At 62.3% G+C, this 22,768-nt stretch carries 19 protein-coding genes and 2 pseudogenes; 16 read left to right on the forward strand and 5 right to left on the reverse strand.

Translation table 11 applies throughout. The annotated features are described in order from the left end of the window. The first annotated feature begins 13 nt into the window (after positions 1 to 13). The 9 genes from MMSR116_RS00740 to MMSR116_RS00780 all read left to right on the forward strand — a co-directional run bounded on the left by MMSR116_RS00740 (position 14) and on the right by MMSR116_RS00780 (position 8,845). Positions 14 to 1,090, forward strand: a complete 1,077-nt coding sequence (locus tag MMSR116_RS00740) for a Nit6803 family nitrilase (protein WP_010685778.1) — start codon at positions 14 to 16, stop codon at positions 1,088 to 1,090. Further along, positions 1,044 to 2,147, forward strand: a complete 1,104-nt coding sequence (locus MMSR116_RS00745) for an MSMEG_0568 family radical SAM protein (RefSeq protein WP_039894181.1) — start codon at positions 1,044 to 1,046, stop codon at positions 2,145 to 2,147. The genes MMSR116_RS00740 and MMSR116_RS00745 overlap by 47 nt, the downstream gene beginning before the upstream one ends. After that, positions 2,144 to 2,689 carry an MSMEG_0567/Sll0786 family nitrogen starvation N-acetyltransferase gene (locus tag MMSR116_RS00750; protein WP_010685780.1) on the forward strand — a complete coding sequence of 182 codons (546 nt, stop codon included), beginning with the start codon at positions 2,144 to 2,146 and terminating at the stop codon, positions 2,687 to 2,689. The genes MMSR116_RS00745 and MMSR116_RS00750 overlap by 4 nt, the downstream gene beginning before the upstream one ends. Then, complete coding sequence (locus MMSR116_RS00755) at positions 2,689 to 3,684, forward strand: sll0787 family AIR synthase-like protein (protein WP_010685781.1); 996 nt, start codon at positions 2,689 to 2,691, stop codon at positions 3,682 to 3,684. The genes MMSR116_RS00750 and MMSR116_RS00755 overlap by 1 nt, the downstream gene beginning before the upstream one ends. After that, positions 3,681 to 4,856: an MSMEG_0565 family glycosyltransferase gene (locus tag MMSR116_RS00760; RefSeq protein ID WP_010685782.1), complete on the forward strand. Its 1,176-nt coding sequence runs from the start codon at positions 3,681 to 3,683 to the stop codon at positions 4,854 to 4,856. Before MMSR116_RS00755 ends, MMSR116_RS00760 begins: the two co-directional genes overlap by 4 nt. Further along, entirely contained in the window at positions 4,849 to 5,130 is a 282-nt protein-coding gene (locus MMSR116_RS00765) for an MSMEG_0570 family nitrogen starvation response protein (RefSeq protein WP_010685783.1), read from the forward strand. The genes MMSR116_RS00760 and MMSR116_RS00765 overlap by 8 nt, the downstream gene beginning before the upstream one ends. Positions 5,131 to 5,168: 38 nt before the next feature. Further along, on the forward strand, positions 5,169 to 6,437 hold the full coding sequence (locus MMSR116_RS00770) for an MSMEG_0569 family flavin-dependent oxidoreductase (RefSeq protein ID WP_010685784.1): 1,269 nt from the start codon (positions 5,169 to 5,171) through the stop codon (positions 6,435 to 6,437). A gap of 157 nt (positions 6,438 to 6,594) precedes the next feature. After that, positions 6,595 to 7,434, forward strand: a complete 840-nt coding sequence (locus MMSR116_RS00775; protein ID WP_039894150.1) for a Pnap_2097 family protein — start codon at positions 6,595 to 6,597, stop codon at positions 7,432 to 7,434. 400 nt (positions 7,435 to 7,834) lie between these two features. Beyond that, positions 7,835 to 8,845, forward strand: a complete 1,011-nt coding sequence (locus tag MMSR116_RS00780) for a transporter (RefSeq protein WP_010685786.1) — start codon at positions 7,835 to 7,837, stop codon at positions 8,843 to 8,845. 556 nt (positions 8,846 to 9,401) lie between these two features. Here the strand turns inward: MMSR116_RS00780 and MMSR116_RS00785 are convergent. Continuing rightward, positions 9,402 to 10,046 (reverse strand): hypothetical protein, encoded by a 645-nt coding sequence (locus MMSR116_RS00785; RefSeq protein WP_051072267.1) that lies wholly within the window; start codon positions 10,044 to 10,046, stop codon positions 9,402 to 9,404. Between the two features lie 430 nt (positions 10,047 to 10,476). Here MMSR116_RS00785 and MMSR116_RS00790 point away from each other — a divergent pair, with 430 nt between their 5' ends. Next, positions 10,477 to 10,623, forward strand: coding sequence for a hypothetical protein (locus MMSR116_RS00790; protein ID WP_010685788.1), 147 nt, complete (start codon positions 10,477 to 10,479; stop codon positions 10,621 to 10,623). Positions 10,624 to 10,656: 33 nt separating this feature from the next. On the opposite strand, the gene MMSR116_RS00795 is transcribed toward MMSR116_RS00790, so the two are convergent. Continuing rightward, entirely contained in the window at positions 10,657 to 11,409 is a 753-nt protein-coding gene (locus MMSR116_RS00795) for a hypothetical protein (protein WP_010685789.1), read from the reverse strand. On the opposite strand from MMSR116_RS00795, the gene MMSR116_RS00800 reads away from it, so the two are divergent. From MMSR116_RS00800 to MMSR116_RS00820, 6 genes and pseudogenes are all read left to right on the forward strand, one after another. Beyond that, positions 11,408 to 11,638: a hypothetical protein gene (locus tag MMSR116_RS00800; RefSeq protein WP_010685790.1), complete on the forward strand. Its 231-nt coding sequence runs from the start codon at positions 11,408 to 11,410 to the stop codon at positions 11,636 to 11,638. The genes MMSR116_RS00795 and MMSR116_RS00800 overlap by 2 nt on opposite strands. 638 nt (positions 11,639 to 12,276) lie before the next feature. Continuing rightward, positions 12,277 to 12,789, forward strand: a complete 513-nt coding sequence (locus MMSR116_RS00805) for a hypothetical protein (protein ID WP_010685792.1) — start codon at positions 12,277 to 12,279, stop codon at positions 12,787 to 12,789. 357 nt (positions 12,790 to 13,146) lie between these two features. Continuing rightward, positions 13,147 to 13,752 carry a hypothetical protein gene (locus MMSR116_RS00810; protein WP_039894154.1) on the forward strand — a complete coding sequence of 202 codons (606 nt, stop codon included), beginning with the start codon at positions 13,147 to 13,149 and terminating at the stop codon, positions 13,750 to 13,752. A 637-nt stretch (positions 13,753 to 14,389) separates the two neighbouring features. Then, positions 14,390 to 14,674, forward strand: a pseudogene (locus MMSR116_RS31640) (transglutaminase family protein); the annotation flags it as partial. Positions 14,675 to 15,008: 334 nt separating this feature from the next. After that, entirely contained in the window at positions 15,009 to 16,289 is a 1,281-nt protein-coding gene (tnpC, locus tag MMSR116_RS00815; RefSeq protein ID WP_158168483.1) for an IS66 family transposase, read from the forward strand. A 63-nt stretch (positions 16,290 to 16,352) separates the two neighbouring features. Further along, positions 16,353 to 17,881 (forward strand): annotated as a pseudogene (locus MMSR116_RS00820) (ISL3 family transposase). Positions 17,882 to 19,282: 1,401 nt separating this feature from the next. Here MMSR116_RS00820 and MMSR116_RS00825 read toward each other — a convergent pair. The 3 genes from MMSR116_RS00825 to MMSR116_RS00835 form a co-directional block, all read right to left on the reverse strand. Next, on the reverse strand, positions 19,283 to 20,164 hold the full coding sequence (locus MMSR116_RS00825) for a hypothetical protein (RefSeq protein ID WP_039894618.1): 882 nt from the start codon (positions 20,162 to 20,164) through the stop codon (positions 19,283 to 19,285). A gap of 283 nt (positions 20,165 to 20,447) precedes the next feature. Next, entirely contained in the window at positions 20,448 to 21,266 is an 819-nt protein-coding gene (locus MMSR116_RS00830; RefSeq protein ID WP_010686861.1) for a hypothetical protein, read from the reverse strand. A 451-nt stretch (positions 21,267 to 21,717) separates the two neighbouring features. Further along, a complete protein-coding gene (locus tag MMSR116_RS00835) occupies positions 21,718 to 22,734 on the reverse strand; it encodes a hypothetical protein (RefSeq protein ID WP_010686859.1) in 1,017 nt (338 codons plus the stop codon). Positions 22,735 to 22,768: the final 34 nt, after the last annotated feature.

Consider the following 22,768-nt stretch of genomic DNA (forward strand, 5'->3'; position numbering starts at 1 on the left):
CGGAGAATCATCCATGTCAGAGACCCGGATCGTGCGGGCCGCCGCCGTCCAGATCGCGCCGGACCTCGACCGGCCGGACGGCACGCTGGAGCGCGTGCTCAACGCCATCGACGAGGCCGCCGCCAAGGGCGCGCGCTTCATGGTCTTCCCCGAGACCTTCGTGCCCTACTACCCCTACTTTTCCTTCGTCCTCCCGCCCGCGATGCAGGGGGCCGAGCACCTCAAGCTATACGAGCGGGCCCCCACCGTCCCCGGGCCGGTGACGCAGGCGGTTGCCGCTGCCGCCCGCCGCCACGGACTCGTGGTAGTCCTCGGGGTCAACGAGCGCGACCACGGATCGCTCTACAACACCCAGCTGATCTTCGACGCGGACGGCAGCCTGAAGCTGAAGCGGCGCAAGATCACGCCGACCTACCACGAGCGTATGATTTGGGGTCAGGGCGACGGCGCCGGCCTCGACGTCGTGGAGACGGCCGTCGGTCGCGTCGGGGCGCTCGCCTGCTGGGAGCACTACAACCCCCTCGCGCGCTACGCCCTCATGGCGCGCCATGAGGAGATCCACGCCGCGCAGTTCCCGGGCTCCCTCGTCGGCCAGATCTTCGCCGACCAGATGGAGGTGACGATCCGCCACCATGCCCTGGAGGCGGCGTGCTTCGTGGTCAACGCCACCGGCTGGCTCACCGACGAGCAGGTGGCGCAGTTCTGCCCGGACGAGCGGCTGCGCGGCGCCTGCCGCGGCGGCAACTGCACCGCCATCGTCTCGCCCGAGGGCAAGCATCTCGCCGAGCCGCTCGGGCCGGGCGAGGGCATCCTGATCGCCGACATGGACATGGCGCTGGTGACCAAGCGCAAGCGGATGATGGACTCGGTCGGCCACTACGCGCGCCCCGAGCTCCTCAGCCTCCTCCACGACGACCGCCCGGCCTCGTTCGTGCACCAGCCGGTCCGTTCACCGTCCGATTCCCGGAGCTTCGACCATGAGCACCAGCCCGCTTCTGACGAACGAACCCTCCTGTCCGCCGGTCGTGGCGGGCCTGGTCGGGATGCCGACGGAGCGCCTGATCAACGCGTTGCAGTCCTACGGCGTTAGGCTCGCCGACAGCCGGGCCGGAGCCCCGAGCCGTCGCGGCGGTGCCGGCCCTTCGGACCACAAGGCCATGACCATCGCGGGCCGCACCGTAATGGTCCCGGTCCATACCGAGACCGCCTTCGACTCGCCCTTTCTCGTGCGTCGCCCGGATGCGGACGGCGTCTCGGTGATCGAGCACGACGGCGTGGTGATCGGACAGGCGACCTTCCCGGGCAAACCGCGCTTCTACGCGCTCTCGACCTTCGACGGCGTGCCCTACTCCAAGATCGCCGTGTTGCATGGCCGGGACGTTCTCGCCACCACGGTGCTGCAGACCTGTATCCGCTACGCGAGCCGGGCCAAGACCTGCCAGTTCTGCTCCATCGGCCAGTCCCTGTCGGCGGGTCGCACCGTGGCGCACAAGTCGCCGGAACAGCTGGCCGAGGTCGCCCGTGCCGCCGTGCTCCTCGACGGCGTGAAGCACATGGTCATGACGACCGGCACCCCGAACGCCACCGACCGGGGCGCCGCCGTGCTCTGCGAGAGCGCCTTCGCCGTGAAGGCTGCGGTGGACCTGCCGATCCAGGCCCAGTGCGAGCCGCCCAACGACGACCGCTGGTTCGAGCGGATGAAGGCGTCCGGCATCGATGCGCTGGGCATGCACTTGGAGGCGGTCACGCCGGAGGTGCGGGCCAGGATCATGCCCGGCAAGGCGTCGGTGCCTCTGGAGCGGTACTATGCGGCCTTCGAAGCCGCCGTTCCGGTCTTCGGGCGCGGCCAGGTCTCGACTTACATCCTGGCCGGTCTGGGCGACGCACCGGAGGCCATCCTAGCGATGGCCGAGCGCCTGATCGGCATGGGCGTCTACCCGTTCGTGGTGCCCTTCGTGCCGATCTCCGGCACGCCGCTGGAGAGCCATCCGGCCCCTGGACCCGACTTCATGCACACCGTCCTGAAGCCGCTGGCCGACATGCTGGCCGGCGCGAACCTGCGCTCGACCGATATCAAGGCCGGCTGCGGCCGATGCGGCGCCTGCTCGGCCCTGTCCACCTACGAGCGCGCGGGGGTGGCGGCATGATCCTCGAACCCGTCGCGCCCTATCGGCCGAGCCACTTCCGCGTGAAGTTCGCTACGAGTGCCTGGGAGAGCCGCGCCTGCGCGGCCCTGCGCCGCCAGGTCTTCTGCACGGAGCAGGGCATCTTCGCGGACGATGACCGCGACGCCATCGACGCGCGGGCCATCCCGATCTGCGCCCTCTCGACGCTTGGCGGCGACGCCGACGCCGTCGTCGGCACGGTGCGCATCCACGATGTGGCCGAGCGTCCCGGCGAGTGGTGGGGCTCGCGCCTCGCCGTCGCCCGCGCGTTCCGGGGCACCGCCGCGCTGGGTGCCGGACTTATCCAGGTCGCGGTCTCCTCGGCCCATGCCCGGGGCTGCACCCGCTTCCTCGCCCACGTGCAGGAGCGGAACGTGCCGCTGTTCCAGGCCCTGCACTGGGCAAGCCTCGACGCCGTCGACCTGCATGGGCGTTCGCATCACCTAATGCAGGCGGACCTCGCGGCCTACCCTCCGATGCACGACCCGGAGCACGGGCTCGTCACGTTCCGCAGGGCCGCGTGATGACGGTCCCATTCGATATTCAGGCCCTGTCCCGTGAGATCCAGGACGCGCGCGGTATCGCGCACAAGCGCGACATCGACGCCGTGGTGGCACGGCTGGGTCTGGGAAGCCGGCACGCCGCGGTTCCGGTCGGCGACGACTGCGCCGCCATCCCGGACGGCGACGGCCACCTGCTGCTGGCCATCGAGGGATTCCTCGACAGCTTCGTCGCCGCCGACCCGTATTTCGCGGGCTATTGCGGCATCATGGTCAACCTCAGCGACGTGGCCGCCATGGGCGGGCGCCCGCTCGCGGTCGTCGACGCACTGTGGAGCCGGGATGCGGCTGAGGCGGACCCAATCCTGGCCGGCCTATCCGACGCCGCCGCTCTCTACGGCGTCCCGGTCGTGGGCGGCCACACCAACACCCGCGCGTCCTGCGGCAACCTCGCGGTCGCGGTGCTCGGTCGGGCGGGCCCGCGCCTCCTGACGAGCTTCGACGCCGCGCCGGGCGACGACCTCGTGGCCGCCATCGACCTTCGCGGCCGTTTCCGCGAGCCCCATCCCTACTGGGACGCCTCGACCGGCGCGCCGGGCGGGCGTCTGCGCGGCGACCTCGCGCTGCTACCGGGCCTCGCGGAGGACGGGCTTGCCTGCGCCGCCAAGGACATCAGCATGGCCGGCGTCGTCGGCACGGCGCTGATGCTGCTCGAATGCTCGCGGGTCGGCGGCGTCATCGACCTCGACGCGATCCCGCGCCCGGACCACGTCCCGCTCACGCGCTGGCTCACCGCGTTTCCGAGCTTCGGCTACCTCGTCAGCGTCCGCCCTGACCGCACGCCAGCCGTCTGCGCGCGCTTCGCGGACCGCGGCATCGCGGCGGCACGCATCGGGCGCCTCGACGCGAGCCGGGTCGCCCGGGTCCGTGGTGCCACGGGCGAGGAGGCCGTGGTCTGGGATTTCGCTGTAGGCCCGCTCATGGGCTGCGGCCAGGATGAAGCGGAGGCCGCAGCGTGACGGGCCTGCGCATCGCCATCCTGACCCACTCCACGAACCCGCGCGGCGGCGTCGCGCACTGCCTGTCCCTGGCAGAGGCCCTGTACGAGCTCGGGCACGAGGCGGTGGTGCACGCCCCCGACCCTGGCAGGCGCGGCTTCTTCCGGGCCGCGGCCTGCCCCACCGTGGCGGTGGCGGCCGAGCCGGTCGGCGGCGCGACGGTCGATCTCGTCCGGACCCGCATCCACGACTACCTGCGCCACTTCTCGACATCGGCCGCCTGCGACTTCGACGTCTTCCACGCCCATGACGGCATCGGCGGCAACGCGCTCGCGACCCTGAGGCATAGGCGCCTGATCCCGGGTTTCGCCCGCACCGTCCACCACGTCGACAGCTTCGCGGACCCGCAGCTCGCGGCGTGGCAGAGCCGCTCGATCCGCGAGGCCACCCGCCTCCTCAGCGTCAGCCGCCTCTGGGCCGACTGGATCAAGGACGACCTCGGCGCCGCGGCCCGGATCGTCGGGAACGGGGTCGATCTCTCGGTCTATCGCTGCGAGCCGACCGAGGCGGACGCGGTCGTGCGGGAGCGCTGGAGCCTTGGCGACGGGCCGGTGATCCTCGCCGTCGGCGGCTTCGAGGAGCGCAAGAACACGCTCGGCATCATCGAGGCCTTCGCCCGGCTGCGGGGGCGCCACCCTCACGCGCAGCTCGTCGTCGTCGGAGGCGCCTCGCTCCTCGATCACGCCGCCTACCGTGCGCGGTGTCGGGCGGCGCTGGTCGCGGCCGGCCTGGACGTTGGCCCGGGCCTGCCGGTGATCGAGACCGGCCCCGTCCTTCAAGCCGACATGCCGGCGCTCTACCGGGCTGCGGACCTGCTGGCTTTTCCGTCCTGGAAGGAGGGCTTCGGCCTGTGCGTGCTGGAGGCCATGGCCTGCGGCACGCCGGCCCTCGTCTCACGGCAGCCGCCTTTCACCGAATACCTGGAGCCGACGGACGCGCTGTTCGTCGACCCGGCCGACTCAGAAGATATCGCCCAGGCCATGGCGGCGGCCTTGGTGCCAGATACCCGCACGCGCCTGCAGTTGGCCGGCCTCGCGCGCGCCGCTGCCCATTCCTGGCGCGGCTGCGCCGAGCGCCACCTCGACGCCTACGCGGCCTGTGCCCGCGTCCAGCAGGAGCCGATCCATGCCTGAAATGCACTTCCACGTTCGATGGCCCGACGGACGCCGCGAGGCCTGCTACTCGCCCTCTCTCGTCGTGAAGGACTTTCTCACGCCCGGCGAGAGCTACCCCCTCGACGAGTTCGTCGCGAAGACCCGCACGGCCCTGAACATCGCGAGCGAGCGGGTTCGCGAGAAGTACGGCTTCGCGTGCTCGTCGGCCCTGGACCAGCTCGCCCGCATCGAGGCCGCCGCGAAGCGGCAGGAGCCCGGTGGCCAGGTCACCGTCGAGTCTTTCGAACCCTGAGCCGACGTCCTTCCCCTGATCTTCACGGAGTTGGAGCCATGACTTCTACCCCCCGTCACGTCCCCGTCGTCGTCGTCGGCGGCGGCCAGGCTGGCCTCTCGGTCAGCCACCACCTCAAGCAGCGCGGCATCGAGCACCTCGTGTTCGAGAAGTACACCGCCGCGCATACCTGGTCGACGCAGCGCTGGGACACGTTTTGCCTGGTCACGCCGAACTGGCAGTGCGACCTGCCGGATCATCGCTACGATGGCCCCGACCCGGACGGCTTCATGAAGAAAGACGAGATCGTCGCCTACCTGAAGGCCTTCGTGGCCAAGCTGAACCCGCCGATCCGCGAGGGCGTCGCGGTCACGCGCGTGGAGCGGCGCGAGGACGGCATCTTCTCGGTCCAGACCTCGGAGGGCGACTACACGGCGAACGAGGTCGTCGTCGCCTCAGGCGGCTACCACACGCCGATCATCCCGCGCATGGCCGAGAAGCTGCCGCCCGCGATCGCCCAGATCCACTCGAACCAGTACCGTAACCCGGAGCAACTGCCCGAGGGCGAGGTGCTCGTCGTCGGTTCGGGGCAGTCCGGCGCGCAGATCGCCGAGGACCTCCATCTCGCCGGACGCAAGGTGCACCTGGCGGTGGGCGATGCGCCACGCTGCGCCCGCTTCTACCGCGGCCGCGACGTCGTCACGTGGCTCGCCGACATGGGTTACTACGAGATGACCGTCGACAACCATCCGCTGCGCGACGGCGTCCGCGACAACACCAATCACTACGTGACGGGTCGCGACGGCGGCCGGGACATCGACCTGCGCCGCTTCGCAACCGAGGGCATGAAGCTCTACGGCCTGATGGAGGATTACCAGGACGGCAGCTTGCGTTTCCGGGACGACCTCAAGCGCTCCCTCGACCAAGCCGACCGAACCTATAACGGCATCAACGCGGCCATCGACAAGTACATCGCCGAGAAGGGCATCGATGCCCCGGCGCAGGAGCACTACGCCCCGGTCTGGGAGCCGGGCGAGCCGGTCCTCAGCCTCGCCCTCGACGGCTCCGGCATCACCAGCATCGTCTGGTGCATCGGCTTCACGCCGGACTTCCGGTGGCTGGATGCCTCCGTGTTCAATGGCGCAGGCAGTCCCAAGCACAAACGGGGCGTCACGAACGAGGACGGCGTCTACTTCATCGGCCTGCCGTGGCTGAATACCTGGGGGTCAGGACGGTTCGGGGCGGTGGGCCGCGATGCCGAGTACGTCGTGCAGGTGATCCAGAAGCGCCTCGGCGCGGGGCGGTTCGCCCTCAAGTTCGCCGTGTGAAGCGGTACCGCCGCAGGGGGCGGCCGCTAGGCGCCGGTACCCTTCATCTCTGCCGGCGTGGCTGTCGCATCGTCGCCGACACCTACCCGACGGAGCCGAAAGGCAGCCTCGACGGCTGGGGCCAACCGACTCCGACCATTCGTGCAGGAGAAGCGCGGTGAATCTCCACATCAGGGCCGTCGAGGCCGCACCGCCTCTGACGAGCATCGGGCGCTACACCTTGGGGATGCCGCATCTCTGCGTGAATGGCTTATCGGAGAACTGGCTCTGGAAGGAGCTGGGCCATCGACACTGGGGCCTGATTGCCGAGGCGTTCGGCAGGGGAGCTTCCGGTTTCGGTCCCTCGGACGAGCCGCCCATCTACGCCGCGTTCCGGAACATCGCTTTGCGCGACGGCGATCTCGCCTCCGTGGGGGAGAACGACGCGTTGGACGTGCGCTCGACGGTCACGCACCTATCGGGATCGCGGGTCGTCAGTCGTCACGTCGCGGTATGCCAGGACCAGCTTATTGCGGATGTTGAGATGACCTCGGTGTTCGTGAGGCGGCGAGCCGAAGGCAAGAACCGCTCGGTCGCCCGTGTGAGGATCGACGCGCAGAGGCGCTTCGCCCCGTTCGATGGTAATCCGCTGCCCCTGGCGGCGACCGTAGGGAATACGAGCCAAGGTGATGACGCGGCCGGCGACGAGCGCGACGTCGGCGTCATGATCGTGGAGCCTTGTCCTCATTTAGACTTCAACGGTGCCGGCCTGCTGTATTTCAGCAGCTTCATCGCGGCTGTGGACCGTGCCGAGTGGCGTCTCCTCGGCAAGCGGCCACGCCTTTACGCTACCCTGGAGCGACGTGCTGTCTTTCACGCCAACATCGAGGCGGGCGACGACCTCACGGTGCGGGTTCTGGTCTCGCGAGAAGGAGCGATCCGCCGGCACCGTGCGCTGCTCCACGCAGCCAGCGACGGCAAGCTGCTCGCGGAGGTCGTGACCCACCGGGTCGCGTGATCGACCGGACCGACTGGACAGTTCGAAGGACCGACCTGAGGGCTCCAGCCGCGGTCGGTCGGCCATCTTGCACGTATCCTGCTTGAGGCTCGCGGTTCGGCGCTTCCGTGAACGTCGGCGGCGACGCGCCAGTCGTGCCGACCGTTCGCCTCATGCCATTGCATGCCACGACCGTGGTCTTGCTGCAACACACCGCGGCTCCCCGATATCCGTCCTCACTTTATAATAGACTCACAGTATAATCCTGGCACGATCAGGTTGTTATCGCGATGCGATCAAATTGATTGCATATCCATACAACCAATTTCTGGCAACCAAGCAATACAAGCGCCGACGCGCGCACCGATCCACTCGGTGAATGAGAGCGCTTGTCCTGCGACGAACGAGAAGGGGATCGAGGATGCTGAAGGGGATCACGGCAACACTCACTGGAGCTGCGGCGGTTGCGCTGAGCGCGACCGCCTCATACGCGCAATCGACCACGGTTCCGGGCGAACAGGTCGGCCTCGCGGCCGGCGCGCCGCTGCCGGAAGGCATCTACGCGGTCGACACGTTCACCTATCGGCGCACGGACCAGCCGTTCTCGCCGGACACGTCGGTCAACGTCCCGTTCCTGCTGTGGTCGACGCCGCTGACGCCCCTCGGCGGACGCATCGAGGCGCTCGTGGCGCAGCCCACCGTGTTCGCCTTCACGCGCAACGCGGCCGGCCAGGGCAACAAGGACATCTCGATCAACGTCGGCACCCTGCTCGCCGGCATCTGGGCGTTTGACCTCGGCGGCAACTTCGGTGTCAGCTTCCTCGGCGGCGTCCACCTGAACGACCTCGATGCCGGGCGCGGCTCGCTGTACTCCGGTGCGTTCGCCCCCAACCCGCGCGTTCCGGGCGGCCTGAGCCCGGTCGGCACCCCGGTGCTGGCGCAGTTCTCCTCGAACACGTACCGGTTCGGCGTCGCCGGCAGCTACACCGGCGACGGCTGGGACATCACCGCCAACCTGACCGCCAACATCTACGATTCGCCCGGTCGCTTCGGTGGTCTCGTGGGCTCGGCCATCGGGCCGCTGCGCCTGTCGGACGCGCTCAACATCGACCTGACGGCGACGAAGAAGTTCGGCAATTTCGAGATCGGTCCGGTCGCCTACGGCACCTACAACTTCGACATCAGCCAGTACAGCGCGGCGTACAACAACCGCGGGCGGTTCGCCATCGGCGGCCTGATCGGCTACGACTTCAAGGCCTTCACAGTGCAGGCCTACGTTGCCCGCGACGTGGTCACCGGCGCGCAGTACACCAACGCTCTGGGCCGCACGCGCGACAACTACTCGACCGACGGCTGGGTGCGGTTCATCATCCCGCTCTACACGCCAGCCGCGGCCGCGCCAGTCGTATCGCCGCTGGTGCGCAAGGGCTGAGCGGACACGCTTACGCGCCGCGATCCGCAGGGTCGCGGCGCATACAGGATCGAAGTGCAAATCCTTCCCAGGGTCATCGCTTCGATAGGGGCCGAGCGGCCCGGTCTCAACAGCTAAACCCGCTCGGCCCCGCTCGCTCTCGCAGCGGCGTCATAGGCCTTCTCAGCTCAAATCTCCTCATTCAAAGGCCATGCTTGGGAGCAGAGGCATCCACTTGGATGGTGAGTTGGTGCAGATTTCCTAACGTTTGGTCTCTCCATGTTCGGAAGCCTACGATGCCGCGGCGTCCGCTTTTGGGTTGTCACGACGTTCCGCTAAGTGACTGCAATGGGCTCATTGCAGAATGTCTGCTTGCGGGCAGCCCCTCAACCTCTACGGTCCACCCTGAGCCAACGCTGTCGACGTTGGGCACACGACCTCTTTGGGGAAGCTACGGCAACCGTCCGCACGATCAACATGCGTGCCTTCCGATCGTAGAAGCTCACGCCTCTTCCAAGCTCGTCGGCCGGCAAAGCTTGAACACCCCCGCCGGCCGGTCTGCACGTTAATTTCGATGTCAGGCTTCAGCCGCCGCGGCAGCGTTCGGGTGCAACAGCGCCATCTCATCGCGACGACGCATCAGCAGCGGCAGATCCGGCCAGTCACGCCACTGCAGGGTGAACTCGCCGCCTGGCTTCGAGGCGACCACGACCGCCTCGTACCAGCCGTCTTCCTCGCCCTCGGTAATCAGGACCAAGCTGCCGATCGCGATGCCCGCCCAGCTACGGGGGTATCGAGGATCAGCTGGGCCCGAACCGCCGAAGCAGCCCCCGTCGCCGACCACGGGCTTCTCAGGGCTCTGGGTTGCCAATCTGATGTCGGCGCTGGTGGCTCCCGTAGATCCAGCGGCGAGGGCCTGCAGGCGTTCGTACACCTCTTTGCCAATGAACGGCACGAAGGCCCGCCCCGAGCTGAACACCCGGCCTTGCGGCAGCTCGGCGGCAGCCGAGCGGTGGGCATCGTCACACAGCACGAGGGCGCGAAACCCGATGGTCTCGGCGGCCTTCGTGGCCAAGCTGACGTCCGGGGTGGCAAACCAGGCGGCATGAGGTTTGCCGCCCTTGTCGGTGCCGAACACGACGAGAGCCGGCATCGGTTTGGCGAGCGGGCTCTCGGCGGGGGTGATGGCACCTTTGGTTTTCGTTGCCGTGGCTGCGGTCATAACAGGCTCCAGAAATGCGAAGGGGGCCTCGGATGAGACCCCCTTTGGATGGTTGCGGATGGCTGAGGCCGATGCGTAGAGCCGCGCGGTGGTGCCCGGCGGCTCGGCTTCAGCGATGGTGGTGGGTGCCTCATGACAGCCCTCGGTAAAGGCCACGAAACGGCAGCCCAATAGCGCCTTATCAGATTATATTCCTATTTGTCAAGGTGAGCCCACCCGGGCGTACTACGCCGATGGGGTGATGCTGATGGTTGCTTACCGCTGCTGACCCCCCTCCGACCCTCTCGGTCCTCGGGAACGTTTGCTTGCCGGCAATCTGAGGGGCACTGATTGCGCTGCGATCGTCGTTGGGAGCCAATCGACATCCGCGTAACTTCTATCGATCGAGCCGGGCGCACCTTGTCGTCCACCAAGCGAAGGAAATGAGCCCATGGACCGTGAGCGCGACCGCGACGTGGCTGAAGACCTGATCGAGGATGCCCGCAAGCAGACGGGCAACAGTGAGAAGTCTGAACGGCCGGGTCAGGGCACCGACCAGCTGGGCGGTGATGATCCCGCCAAAATGCCGAGGGACTGACGGCGCCCAGGCATAAACTCTCCGCCGGTCCCATCAGGCTCGACGTCGTGGTGCTGGCTGTCGCGACGCCGGTGCCGCCCTGCCACGCCGCTTGCCTCGCCCGGCAGGCTCCCTGGCTTTGGCTGCGCCGGAACTCGGCGTCTCCGCTCCACGCTGCGGCCGAGCGGCGTGCGCGTCGAGGAAGCGCCGGCATGCGTCGAAGTCGGTCTCAGCCTCCGGCGGGCAGGTGATGCCACGCTGCTGGGCCAGATTGTGTGCGTACTTGAGCATCGCCGCGCTCGGAGTCCCGCGGTCGCGGGATTGATCGGCGTCGCGCTCCTGAGGTACGCGTGGCTCGGCGTGGGTGTCGAGAAAAGCCCGGCACACGCTGATGCTGCTCTTGCAGCCACGCGGCAGCTTCACGCCCTTTCTCTCAGCTAAGCTCGCCGCAAACGACACCATGGCCGGCGTCGGCGGCCGGTTGTCGGCCTGACCGGGCGGGATCAGGCTCGGATCGAGGCTGACGACCGGTGAGTTCGCGATCGCGGCGATCAGCTCATCCAGGCGCGTGCGCGTGCGCTGCCGGAAGGCGTTCGCGCGCTCGACGGCCTCGGCACGCGTGGCCGCACGACCGATCTCGGCCAGTTCCGCTTCGAACAGGGCGCGTCCGACCGGGTCGCTGGAGGTCGGAAACACGCGCCGCACCGCCGTCATGAAGGCCAGCCCGACCTCGGTCACCTCAATAGCTGGGTCGGCGGCCACGCAGACGGTGTTCGGCGAACTGAAGAAACGCTGCGGCTGCCGCATGGCCGATGGCTTCTCGACGAAGAACAGCGTGCGGCCGGAACTCGGAGATTACATGTCGCTGCCCGCGGTGCGTGCCTCCGCGGGCAGCGACATGCTCACACTTTGTTCCAAAATGCATCTGCGTGCAATTGCGCTGAACGTGAGAAGCTGCGACGCCCTCACGCTCAGTCCGAAGATCCGCGCTCACAATGCCTTGACTGGCATCGCTTCGCATAGGCGTGGCATGTAACTCGGACTCTTCAGAGCCACCTTCCCGATGTCCGCTTCTGATCAACTGGCAGCCGAGAAGCGGTTACATGCCTCTCCGTATTTCGCGAGACCGAGCCCATCGGCACGACCTATCGGTACCAACTGTCGTTTTCAGGCTCGTACATCTCCGGTCCGTTCCGAACTTCTTCCAGGACATCGCACAGTACGCTTACGGCGATATCGCGGTTGCTCACGCGGACCACGTACTCGGCCATAATCCCAATCACGATCTGCAACCGACCGACCCTCGAACCGTAGGCGCCTAACCGTTTGAAAACGCGACGGTTCAAAAATTTGAGGACGTCGTTACGCGCAATCTGGCGCTTGCTCCAAGTCCATCCTGCGTAAGATAGCAGTTTCTGTCCTGATAAATGCATGACGACCTCCTGGCGCCGGCCATACTTCACCGGCATTTAATATTTACGAGTTGCGTCACCAGGAGATTTAAAAGCTATAAGCTAAATTTATTGATAATTACGGAATCATTATCGTGGTATTGTCGCCCGGAAGTTGTCGCTTGAAATTACTTGCTGCAGTATTATGGGCAGATCCAGCAAAATTGAAACTCGTAAAATATCTTTGGGTGATCCATTCGCGATCGACCCAAGGAGGTTAATAATGATAGAGCTGTTTACAAGTTCCATCGCCATGGCGATCACTCGTCCGGTTTTCTGCGGCAGAGGCAGGACTGCAGTTTCTGAACTTCATATCAACTGCGAAAACACATTTAATTTAAAGTGGCCTTGTTCTGCGGTCGAGATCGAGGGGCTTGGTGCGAGCGATCCTGCGCTCAAATTCAAGATCGAAAATTTAGATGCGTTCGTCGAATGGATTGAGGCAACAGGCGCTCGTGATCTTCGTAGGTTTGCGGGGCCATGCGATTTCGCTGTAGCTGCGATGTTTTCCGCCTTCAACGCGTTAGTAACGGCGCCGTCTGAAGCAAGTTCGGCTAGGCTGGCACGAGAGTGTCTTACCGAGATTGCCAGATTGGGCATAGGTGCGAGCTCAAAACCCATAAAATCGGGACGAGATGCCATGTGCCGGCGCGGTTTAAGTTCGGTCGAACTCGTCGGAAGCGTCCGTTACGAAGCTGATGCGGACTGGAGCTGGACTGTAGCGGCGGATCAGTAGGCACTTCATGGCTGGCGGGAACGGTTTTGGTCGATCGATCCCGGCAGCTGCCGTTACGTAGGGATGCTCAAGTAGTTGTAACGCCCAAAACACAGACATCGGCGCGCCCATCAGTTGGGTAGGCCGACTGAAATAGCTTGTACCCGCCATCGCGTGTTTGTCGAGATCTCTAGAGGCGCAACTGTGAGGCCAAGAAGCGGCCTTTGCCAAACTCGTAAAAGCCAATTGAAAATGTAGGTTAAGGCAATGCGTGGAAGCGCCCGCTGCGCCGACCCTACTTCATCAGACGAGCCAATGCACTGCAGACCTGCTGTGTATATGGCGGCCTTTTGCTTGATGGGACAAGGAACAGCTGAAATGACGATGCCTGATACAGACAGCTACCCCACCCGCAAAGCCTACATCGAGGAATGGGGTACATACTTCAAGGAAAAGATGGATGCTGGGTGGGAAGGCTACCTCATCACCCTGATGTTCAAGCAAATCCCTGGATCCGAAGCGGCTAAGTTGCGGGTGATGGAACAGGAGCTGTACCGGGTGTACGCCACCCACCTCAGCCGCCTATTCCGCCGGCCAAACGCACCCGCCAACCGCGGCAAGCTGCCGATTTGGATCGCTTCGCCCGACTATCCCGTTGCCAAACATGAGAAAGTGTTGCTCGACGAGGTGCGGATCAACGACGGCCTGCACCTGCACGTCGCCGCCCTGTATCACCGCGACCGGCGGTTTACGTGCAGCATAGAAGACCACTTCGCCGACCTAATGCATATCTACATCCACGGACAGCACGAGCTCTTACGGATGCATATCAGTCGGATCGAGACCGAGGAGCGCTACGTCGTCGGATACGGCTTCAAAACCGTGGTCAGACGGGCCTCGATCGGCGTCGACGGTCTGATCGTGCTCCCGCGCACCGCGGGCGAAATGCAGTCTGAGCGGTTATGTGCAAGCGCGGCAGCGTGAGTTGCCCTGACTAATTGGCGGCTATCGTTAGCGTCCCCCCCCGCCCCACCACGGCTGAAGGTGTAGAAAAATACCGATGGCTCTTGCGGCTCATATCTAACCAAATCGTATAAACGTGAGCTATATAGCGCAGCTTTTGGATCGAAATGGGGGCCGCCCGTGGGACGACGCTTTGTCAGACTGAAGTGCGAATTTCTGCGAGGCCCAGGCAAACCTTACACCTACGCTTTCGATCTCGTCATTGATGATGAAAAAGTCGTTCAGCGATGGAATTACTTAGATTTCAGCACATTCAGGGGAAGTGATGGGCGAGGAGTCATCGAAACTTATCCGTTTATACTTAATAAGGAGGGGAATATGGATTTTGGATCTTGTTTCGATGAATCCGAGAGACATCTTTCTACAAATTTAATTTCTAGGATTATAAGAGTATCAGAAATTTTCACAATCGAAGTTACCGGCGAAAATATCTTTGTCATACGAGAGATCAACGAAATTTAAATGCCAACGCAAAAACGTTTCTAATCTACTGGAGTAATGGGATAGAAGCTGTCTGACTAGCTGTTGTGGCGGTCGATAAATCACGCTCTGCTCCAGCCCTGGATCTTGGTTTTTTCGAATTGTGAGCCTCCGAGTTGGCTACCTCGCCGACATCGGCGTGCCGACGGAACCCACGCCAATAGATTTCTCCGCCTAGTTCAAGGTCTACCTCGACGGGTGCTCCGGCCCACGCTGATACACGTTCGACGCCCGGCACAATCGTCCTCGCATCAGCCGCATCGTCATGGCCTACGATCGCGACGCCACGGACTGCGCGATCACAACGAATTTCGGGCCCTCGCTATTGGCGGCATTCAAGGTGCATGCAGACGAGGTCGAACCGAGCTGGTCTGTGGGCTGGACGAGATGCGAACCACTTTAGGCATGGTCGAACTGCTCTAGTCTTGGGACAGCGTCACGATTTTACGGTCAACCCAACGACATTTTGTAAAAGACGACGCTTCGGCGGCGACGGGCTTCCGTTCCTGTCTCCCTGGAACGCGATATGTTTCGGCGTGCAGCTTTGGTCTATCCACACTTTCGCTGCTGAGTGTTGGTTCGGTCGTCAATTCGCGTGGTGGCCCGAGGGCAGTAATTACCCACGGGGTAGCTTGGTCGTCGGTTGAACGCCCGCGGCTGCGCTCCTGCCGAGCCAAGCTTGCCTCTTGCGCGGGTCGTCTCTTGCGCGGGGCGAATTTCGCTGATTCCTTCGTGGGATGGGCCGCAGCGAACTGGAACGGCTGAGCCGCGAGGAGCTGATCGAGCTGGTGCTGCGGCTGCAGCGGCCAGAGAAGACCTCGCGGACCTCGTCCAAGCCGCCCGCGACCGATCGCAAGGAGCAGCGGGAGCACTCAAAGCCCGGCGGCGCCAAGCCCGGTCACGAGGGCCATAGCCGCGTCGTCAGCGATGATCCCGACGCAGTCGTCGAGCATCGTCCCGAGGCGTGTGCGTGCTGCGGCGCCAGCCTGCACGCCGCTCTTCCGGCAGAGATCATCAGCGTCGCCGAGCAGATCGAGCTGCCCGCGGTGGAGCCGATCGTGACGCAGCACCAGCGTCTCGCGGTCCGTTGCCCGCGCTGTGGAGAGCGGGTGGTGGCACCGGTGCCGGAGGCGGCGCGCGGCACCGCGTTTGGTCCGCGGCTGCATGCGGTGGCGACGTACCTGAAGACCTTTCAGGCGCTCTCGTATGAGCGGCTGCAGGCGGCGCTCTCCGACCTGTTCGGCCTCACGCTCAGCCAGGGCGGGCTGATGAACCTGCTCCGCCGCGCGCAGGGCTGCTTCCATCCTGGTCGCGACGCGGCCATCACGACCCTGCGCAAGGCTGAGGTCGTCGCCTGCGACGAGACCGGCGTGCGCATCGAGGGCTCGAACGCCTATCACTGGCTGTTCCACTCGGCGCAAGCCGTGGTGCACACGGCCTCGCCGACGCGCGGTGCTGTCGTGGTGCGCGAGATGATGGACGGGCATCGGCCCGCAGTGTGGATCTCGGATCGCTACACCGCCCAACAGGGCCATGCGGATGAGCACCAGACCTGCCTGGCTCATCTGGCCCGCGACGTTGCCTACGCCGTCGAGGCCAGCGACGATCCGTCCCCTCGGCGTCTGCAACTCTGGCTACAGAACGTGTTCGCCCTGGCCGAGCGCGTCACAGACTTGGCTGCCTCGACGCTCTCGGCCAAGCGCCGGAGCCTTGATCGGCAGCTCGGCGCCATCCTGGCCACGCCGAGCCGCTGTGACCTGACCCGCGACCTGCAGGCCAAGATCAGCCGCGCGCGCGATCAGCTCCTGGTCTTCCTCGCCTATCCCGGAAAGGTCGAGCCGACCAACAACGGCTCCGAGCGGCTGCTTCGTCCGGCCGTCGTGCAGCGGAAGGTGACCAACGGCTACCGCGCCATGTGGGCGGCCGAGGGCGAGGCCGCCATCCGCACCGTCGTCGACACCGCGCGCCTCACAGGCAGCAGTTCCTTCGACGCCATCCTCAAAACCATCGGCGCTTGAACCCTGCCATCAAACGCGTGGGTAATTACCGAGGGCAGCGCGATACCGATCTCGAACCGGTCGCTGCCGTCGGTCTTGGACGGCCTGCACGTCGATGACCTGATGCTGGATAAAACGGGATTGCTGATCACCGCCCGGACTACGGAGACTCAGGCGTCCTGTCGGGGCTGCAGACGCGCTTCGACCCGGGTGCACAGTAGGTATTAGCGGACGTTCAACGACTTGGCTTAGCATAACCAGTCAGTAATGTGGCGGGTGCAGATGCGCCGCTTCCGCTGCGGCCATTGCCCGGGGCGGATCTTCGCCGAATACGTGCCGGTGCTGGGCACGAGCAAGGCGCGCCGCAGCGACCGGTTGGCCGAGGTGCAGACTGACATCGGCATGGTGCTGGTCGGTGAGGCCGGCGCAAGGTTGTCGCGGCGACTGGCCATGCCGGTCAGCGGCGACACCGTCCTGCGCTTAGTTCGTCGTCGCGAGACCGTACTGTCTACGCCGCCGCGAGTGGTCGGCATCGACGACTGGGCCTGGCGGCGCGGCCGGTCCTACGGCACCATCGCGTGCGACCTGGAACGCCGACGCGTCATCAACCTGTTGCCTGGCCGCTCTTCGGTACCGGGGCGAGACTGGCTCGCCGTCCATTCGAGCGTGACCGTCATCAGCCGTAACCGTTCGAGGCCCTACGCCGAGGCCGCGCGCGCAGGAGCGCCGGCGGCGACGCAGGTCGCGGATCGCTGGCACCTGCTCGTCAACGCGTCCGAGGCGTTACGAAGCATAGTCGAACGGCACTAGCTCAAGATCCGGGGCGTGGCGCACCGTGCCGTGCATGCCGCCTCTGCCTACCTTGACCTGAGCAAGATTGCACCCACGCCGGAGGTGAACAGCCGGCGACGCGGCTGCTGCGAGGCGGCCCTGTGCCTCCACGGCGAAGGTTTGCCGACCAAGCAGCCCTCTCGGTATCGGTGCGTCCTGCAACGCCGTGCGCCGCTGGGTCTGGGCTGGCCGGTTCGTGCCCTACCGTCGAGCACCGGGATCGAGCTAGCTCGACCGCCATCTCCCCTTTGTCATGGCGCGCTGGCAGGACGGCCAGCATAGCACCACCGTCCTTCATCGCGAGCTACGCGCGCAAGGAGTCACCGGCGGCTACGACATCGTCCGACGCTGGATCGCGCGACGGAAGCAGGGTGCAATGGCGCGACCACCGTCCGCCCGGATCCCATCGACGCGTCACTCGATGGCTCACCAGCGATCCAGCCGCATTATCGCGGGACAATCGCGACTGCACTGAAGCGCTCTGCATTGCCGCGCCGAAACTGAGGCAGGCCGCCGAGGATGTATGTGCCTTCGCCGACCTCCTGCGCCAGGGAGATCTCGCCGGACTGACACATCGGCTGGAGGTCGCAGCCGCGACCGATCTCGGTGGCTTCGTGACCGGGCTCCGCCAGGACGAGGCAGCCGTACGCGCGGCCATCGTCGAACCTTGAAGCAACGGTCCTGTTGAGGGGCATGTCAACCGCCTGAAACTGAACAAGCGCAGCATGTACGGCCGAGCCGGATTCGATCTCCTGCGCCAGCGCGTCCTACATGCCGCGTGAGCCGAGACCGGCAGAGCTTGAATGGACGAGAGACCCTCAGCACCGAAAGTGCGGATGAACCAAAGTTCAGTGCCGTTTGACACGGTCACTCGAAGGGATCTGTATCAGGCGCGCGGACGGAGCAAAGGCAACAGCTTATTTTTCAGGTCCAACTTGGGCGTCAAGTACTTGGCGGGACTGAGTCCCGCCAAGTGCAGGCACGTTCCGGTTAGATGAGCCGGCGCAACGTAGGCCGGTGAGGATCCTCACCCGCGCTCACGTTGTGAAGGAGCAGCCGGTTCCACAAGGGCCATCGTTCTTGAAATAGATCTGCCTCGTCTGCGAAAGAAGGATGTAGGGGATTAAATTTTGGTCGCCTCTCGGATGACGTGTTGTCATCGTAAGTTCGAGCGAAGATGCGGTGCTTGAAGACGTAAGAAAGCATATGAGGCTGATTTAGTACCGGTTCAATACTGAAAGAGTGACAGGAGGTGCTACCGGGTCGGAATGTATGGGTGAGCCGGTCGAACGCCTCTTGACTGATTGAACCAGAAACGAGCACACAACTAGAAACCCGCCATACTGCAGCGATGCTACCTCTAGTTCCTAGCGAGACATCGATGCCACCGATTGCGATGGCACCGGGCATCGATTCGAGCAAAGCTTGCTTTTGCTGATCGAGTAGTCTTCCAAGATCAAAATCGACGAGCAAGCCTTTTGCCACTAGTGCGCTGGGCGGAGTCCACCACAATTGGACCCACGGATCATCCTCCCCGAGGACATGCTCAGCTTGCGCGAGGAGCCGCAGCCGATATCGCCGTGCGCACACAGGGCAAACTCCAGAAAAGCATCGGCTGCCCTTTCGGCAGCTTTTCAGTCTCTCAAGGATCCCTTGACCCGCTCGACCCCTGTTTAGCGCTAAGCGCGCTATGGTGCGGCTGGCTGCTCGTCGGCAAATTTCGAGAGATTCGTAGCGAGATATATAAGCCTTGAAGTCAGTCATAGGTTGCCTCCGGTTGATGGAGGTGAAGGCAAGCAATCATATTTCAGTCTTGTCAAACACTACAAGGATCTATAGTTTGTCCAGGCCCATCCATATATGACCGATGGCAACCGAGTTTGACCTGATCACTTTGGTGTGATGTGCATATTCGACACCAAGATCTATCATTAATCTGATTTTGAACTCATGCCATCGAACAAAAACGCACGCTATTCGTGGTCGCGTCGAATGGCAGTTCGCCCTTTAACAGCTGAGCTTCGCCGAAAGGACCGGTTGCCGCTGCAGCGAGGGGCCGATGTGAAATCACTGGCCTCTCCCTAGCCCATCGAATACGGATTTCGGGCCTACCGATGGCAAACGCGTGGCTGGTGAGGACAGCGACATCGCCCCCTGTCGCTCTTCAGCCCCAATACTAAGGGCTACCGCTGTTCACAGGCCCGAAACGGCTTCAGCGCCTCATCCCGGATGGCCCTCGCTAGCGTGGTGCCCTCGCGGTTGCCGAACAGCAGTCCATCGAGGGTGCGCCCAACCATGATGTCGAGCAGGCGGACCCGCTGACCGGTGCGCAGCCAATCCTTCTTGATCCGCCAAGCCCGAGTGTCGAAGCCGGTCAATGCCTGGTCGCGCGAGACGGTTCGCAAAAAGGCGGTGCGATAGACCTTCTGTGGGGCCTTCAGGGCGTAAACGAACTGGCGCACGAGGTCGTCGTCAGGCACCGCTTGAATGTGCACCGAGGTGACGCCTTCTTTGATGCTGGTATGCCGCTCACGAAGTGGCCGGAGAGTACCGTTAAGCTCCTCATGCGTAGCCCCCCAGGCGAGGAGGTGACAGTGCCAGGACGCCGAGTCGAACACGGCCCAGCCCGATGAGGTCCAACTGGGAAACAGCGCGACCTCGACCATGCCGATGAAGGGCAGATCACCGAACGCCTGACGGGCCACTTGCTGCAGGTGGTGGATCTTGAAGTGCGCGGCTTCGCTCAAACGTCGCATTATGGAGCGATTTTCTGGATCAAGCATTCCGCGGTCTGCAAGAGAGAAAGCGAAACGCGCCGGGGAGATGGTCACGAAGCAGCGCGGGCCGTAAACGATGCCCGGCTCAGCGGCGACGTGCTTCAAGGCGATTTCGGCGAAGGCGATCCGAGAATAGGCGTTGTTGGCATAGAGTGCGTACGCGTTGGAACGCTGAAGCTCATCGATCGCATCGCGGCAGGCGACCTGCTTGTAGTTCTTACGCGGGTATTCGAGGTAGTCCTTGATCCGGTCATCCGTTCGCAGGTGAACCTCGGCAAAGGTGGGCATATCCACGATGGTGGGCAGTGGTGACCGTGGTTCGTAAGGTCGGGGGGTCGAATTTCGAAAACCTGTCTTGTTGGCCTGTACGAGCGTGAAGGTGATAGGAAATGGGCATAATCGAGCATGAGTTGCCTGCATTGATGAGGTGATAGGTGCTATAAGGTATGTGTGAGATGTGAAACTCGAAGCATTTCGCCGGGGATTTGCCTCATCAAATCTCGCTTCGTACGAATACTTCAACCATGCCAGGCTAGTGAAGGCATTTGTGCCTTCACTAGCCAGTCAGATTTTACGGCTTAGGGTGCACTTCAGTTACGATAATACGAACGAATCCTGAGGAATTCTCTTCGCGCTCGTAGTCGATTGAACCGCGTTTGTAGGCCGGATCATTGAATAATTGGAGCGATATCTGATCCGTCGATACTAGCCGTAGGTCACTCAATCTGATTTCACGTTTGGGAGCAGTGGTGCTTCGCGTTTCAGTATCTTGAGGTGCGGAATTAGAATTTGATGATTCTTCGGATTGTTCCTCATCGTCATCTTCTTCCTCCTGGTTATCTATAGCGTCATTTTTGTTTGTACTGGGATCATCTTCGCGATCAGCGGCAGACTGACCTGTTTCGGCATTCTCATGCTCTTCAATTTCAGCCTTAGCTTCCTGTTCAAGTTTATCCAAACTCTTGTTTGAAAGAGCCTCTGCGACCTCGTCTTTACTTGCTTGCCGCATAAAAAACGGTCGAATTGCACGTTCGTAGCTTAGAGCCTGCCCGTAGTTGCTTCCTTCGAGGCTTCCGAATATGTAGCACATAGTCATACGAAGCAGATTCGTTTCATCTAATTTGTACTTTCTCTTTAAAAAGAAGTCTTGGCCGTAGAATTTTTTGGTCATCTTCTCGCTTTTCTTCAGTTTTATGGCACAAGCGTAAGCATGCACGATAGTGTGTTTTACGCGCTTGTGATGTCCCTTGAGCGACTGACGATGAAACCGACGAAGTAGGTTGACAGCTTTGATCGGACTTTCATCGATCATGGGCCTAATTTCGTCGAAAAATTCCGAGTCGTCGCTCCAATTCGGATTAATTTTGGACTTCTCTCGCAGGTTTGACATGAGTTCTCCTTCGCCGCGTCGGACAGCAATTTTTGGGGATCCGAATATTTTGAGAGTTGCCGAAGCTCTTGTGAGCTTCGGCAGGTGGGATGATTGCCTGACTATGATGCTTCAGGCATCAGGTTTGCCGTCGAAGAGGTTCTGAATTTCCTCGGCACGCCAGCAGGTGACACGTCGTGACAGTTTTATCGGGGCCGGATAGATCCCGACTTTTACGCCCGCCCAGAAGGCCGAGCGGCTGACAGGGATAGGCCCAATTGGTGCCAGAATCTGTCGAAGTCGTACTAGGCCCGTCTTTGGGAAGATCTGCTGATCTTTCACTTCAGATGATCTACTTTTACGTTCCATGTGCTCACCGTATCTCTCGAACCACTGTTGGTTCGATGAAGGACATGATGAGGCTTCTCGGCACATTCTTGGACGCGAGAACTTTCCGCGGAATGATGCCAAGCTAAGTGTCTGATTTTGCTTTATAAAAATCCGTACCTGCCCTTTTCAGTTTCGCCGTCTCGGCGGCATCGAAGGGCTCCGTTGGCAGTGCGATCGACGCGAGCCCATCAGGAAAATTCGGAAAGCGGATGTGCTTTAGAGTTCGAGGGTGAAGTCGGGAGCGAAGCGTCTCGGTCGCCCAACGACAATGCGATAAATAGCGCTTAACGTGCCCCGCATTCTCAATAATATCGTCAAAATCTTGATGGAATTCAGGCGATTGAGGCTCAAAATTCCAGTCAACTTTGTATTCGGGTTTGTTGTGCCTTTCGACAAATAAAAACGGGAATGTTGCTGCCCGTTTTGCCCAAATATCTTCGAATGTCCGTTTAGACATAATCCAAGTAGGGCCAAAGACCTCGTTTTGAATCAAATGATGTACTTCGGCGAGTTGAATATATCTACTTGTCGAGCCGCGCACAGCTAGCGGTGAAAGCATATATTTCGTGATGGCTCCAAAAAAATCGAGATCAGAGTATCGTGCCTTGCCATGTGACTGGATGTTGAAGAAATCGAAATACGGAGCATTCGGCGTCGCAATTGAGCCGAGAAAATCAAGGTCGACATATTTGTACAGAAATTTCTGCTCATCTATACTCAATTTTTGTATCTCCGGAGAGGAGTAATGCTGCCTTAGATAATTACAAATGCATGTTATCAACATTGCCCTTTGTTGGTGTGGCTCGCTGGGCCATCTTATCCAGATAGCAATGCGGAACAGAGCATCTTTGAGTGTCCAAAGATCGGTGCTGTTGCGTCTATGAACTATGTCAAAAGCGCTTTCGATTTCGATATCAAAATTTTTAAATACTCCGAGCTGTGAAATAACTTGATCTTGTTCTCTTTTCCAACGATATATTGACGCTTTCGATACGCCGTGTTTCTCAGCAATCTGATCGACCGTTAGTTCCGCCAGGAAATCATCGAGAAAAAGTCGATTGTACTCTAATTTCTCTTCAGGAGCGTAACGCTTAGTCATCATTTCCTCAGCCGTTGGTGTTTAAAATGATTGT

Source organism: Methylobacterium mesophilicum SR1.6/6 (assembly GCF_000364445.2).
Taxonomy (GTDB): Bacteria; Pseudomonadota; Alphaproteobacteria; order Rhizobiales; family Beijerinckiaceae; genus Methylobacterium; species Methylobacterium mesophilicum_A.

Coding starts and splice junctions, on each gene's coding strand:
- MMSR116_RS00740 (WP_010685778.1), top strand. CDS start 14: ATGTCAGAGACCCGGATCGTGCGGGCCGCCGCCGTCCAGATCGCGCCG.
- MMSR116_RS00745 (WP_039894181.1), top strand. CDS start 1,044: ATGCCGACGGAGCGCCTGATCAACGCGTTGCAGTCCTACGGCGTTAGG.
- MMSR116_RS00750 (WP_010685780.1), top strand. CDS start 2,144: ATGATCCTCGAACCCGTCGCGCCCTATCGGCCGAGCCACTTCCGCGTG.
- MMSR116_RS00755 (WP_010685781.1), top strand. CDS start 2,689: ATGACGGTCCCATTCGATATTCAGGCCCTGTCCCGTGAGATCCAGGAC.
- MMSR116_RS00765 (WP_010685783.1), top strand. CDS start 4,849: ATGCCTGAAATGCACTTCCACGTTCGATGGCCCGACGGACGCCGCGAG.
- MMSR116_RS00770 (WP_010685784.1), top strand. CDS start 5,169: ATGACTTCTACCCCCCGTCACGTCCCCGTCGTCGTCGTCGGCGGCGGC.
- MMSR116_RS00780 (WP_010685786.1), top strand. CDS start 7,835: ATGCTGAAGGGGATCACGGCAACACTCACTGGAGCTGCGGCGGTTGCG.
- MMSR116_RS00785 (WP_051072267.1), bottom strand. CDS start 10,046: ATGACCGCAGCCACGGCAACGAAAACCAAAGGTGCCATCACCCCCGCC.
- MMSR116_RS00790 (WP_010685788.1), top strand. CDS start 10,477: ATGGACCGTGAGCGCGACCGCGACGTGGCTGAAGACCTGATCGAGGAT.
- MMSR116_RS00800 (WP_010685790.1), top strand. CDS start 11,408: ATGGCCGATGGCTTCTCGACGAAGAACAGCGTGCGGCCGGAACTCGGA.
- MMSR116_RS00795 (WP_010685789.1), bottom strand. CDS start 11,409: ATGCGGCAGCCGCAGCGTTTCTTCAGTTCGCCGAACACCGTCTGCGTG.
- MMSR116_RS00805 (WP_010685792.1), top strand. CDS start 12,277: ATGATAGAGCTGTTTACAAGTTCCATCGCCATGGCGATCACTCGTCCG.
- MMSR116_RS00810 (WP_039894154.1), top strand. CDS start 13,147: ATGACGATGCCTGATACAGACAGCTACCCCACCCGCAAAGCCTACATC.
- tnpC (WP_158168483.1), top strand. CDS start 15,009: ATGGGCCGCAGCGAACTGGAACGGCTGAGCCGCGAGGAGCTGATCGAG.
- MMSR116_RS00825 (WP_039894618.1), bottom strand. CDS start 20,164: ATGCCCACCTTTGCCGAGGTTCACCTGCGAACGGATGACCGGATCAAG.
- MMSR116_RS00830 (WP_010686861.1), bottom strand. CDS start 21,266: ATGTCAAACCTGCGAGAGAAGTCCAAAATTAATCCGAATTGGAGCGAC.
- MMSR116_RS00835 (WP_010686859.1), bottom strand. CDS start 22,734: ATGACTAAGCGTTACGCTCCTGAAGAGAAATTAGAGTACAATCGACTT.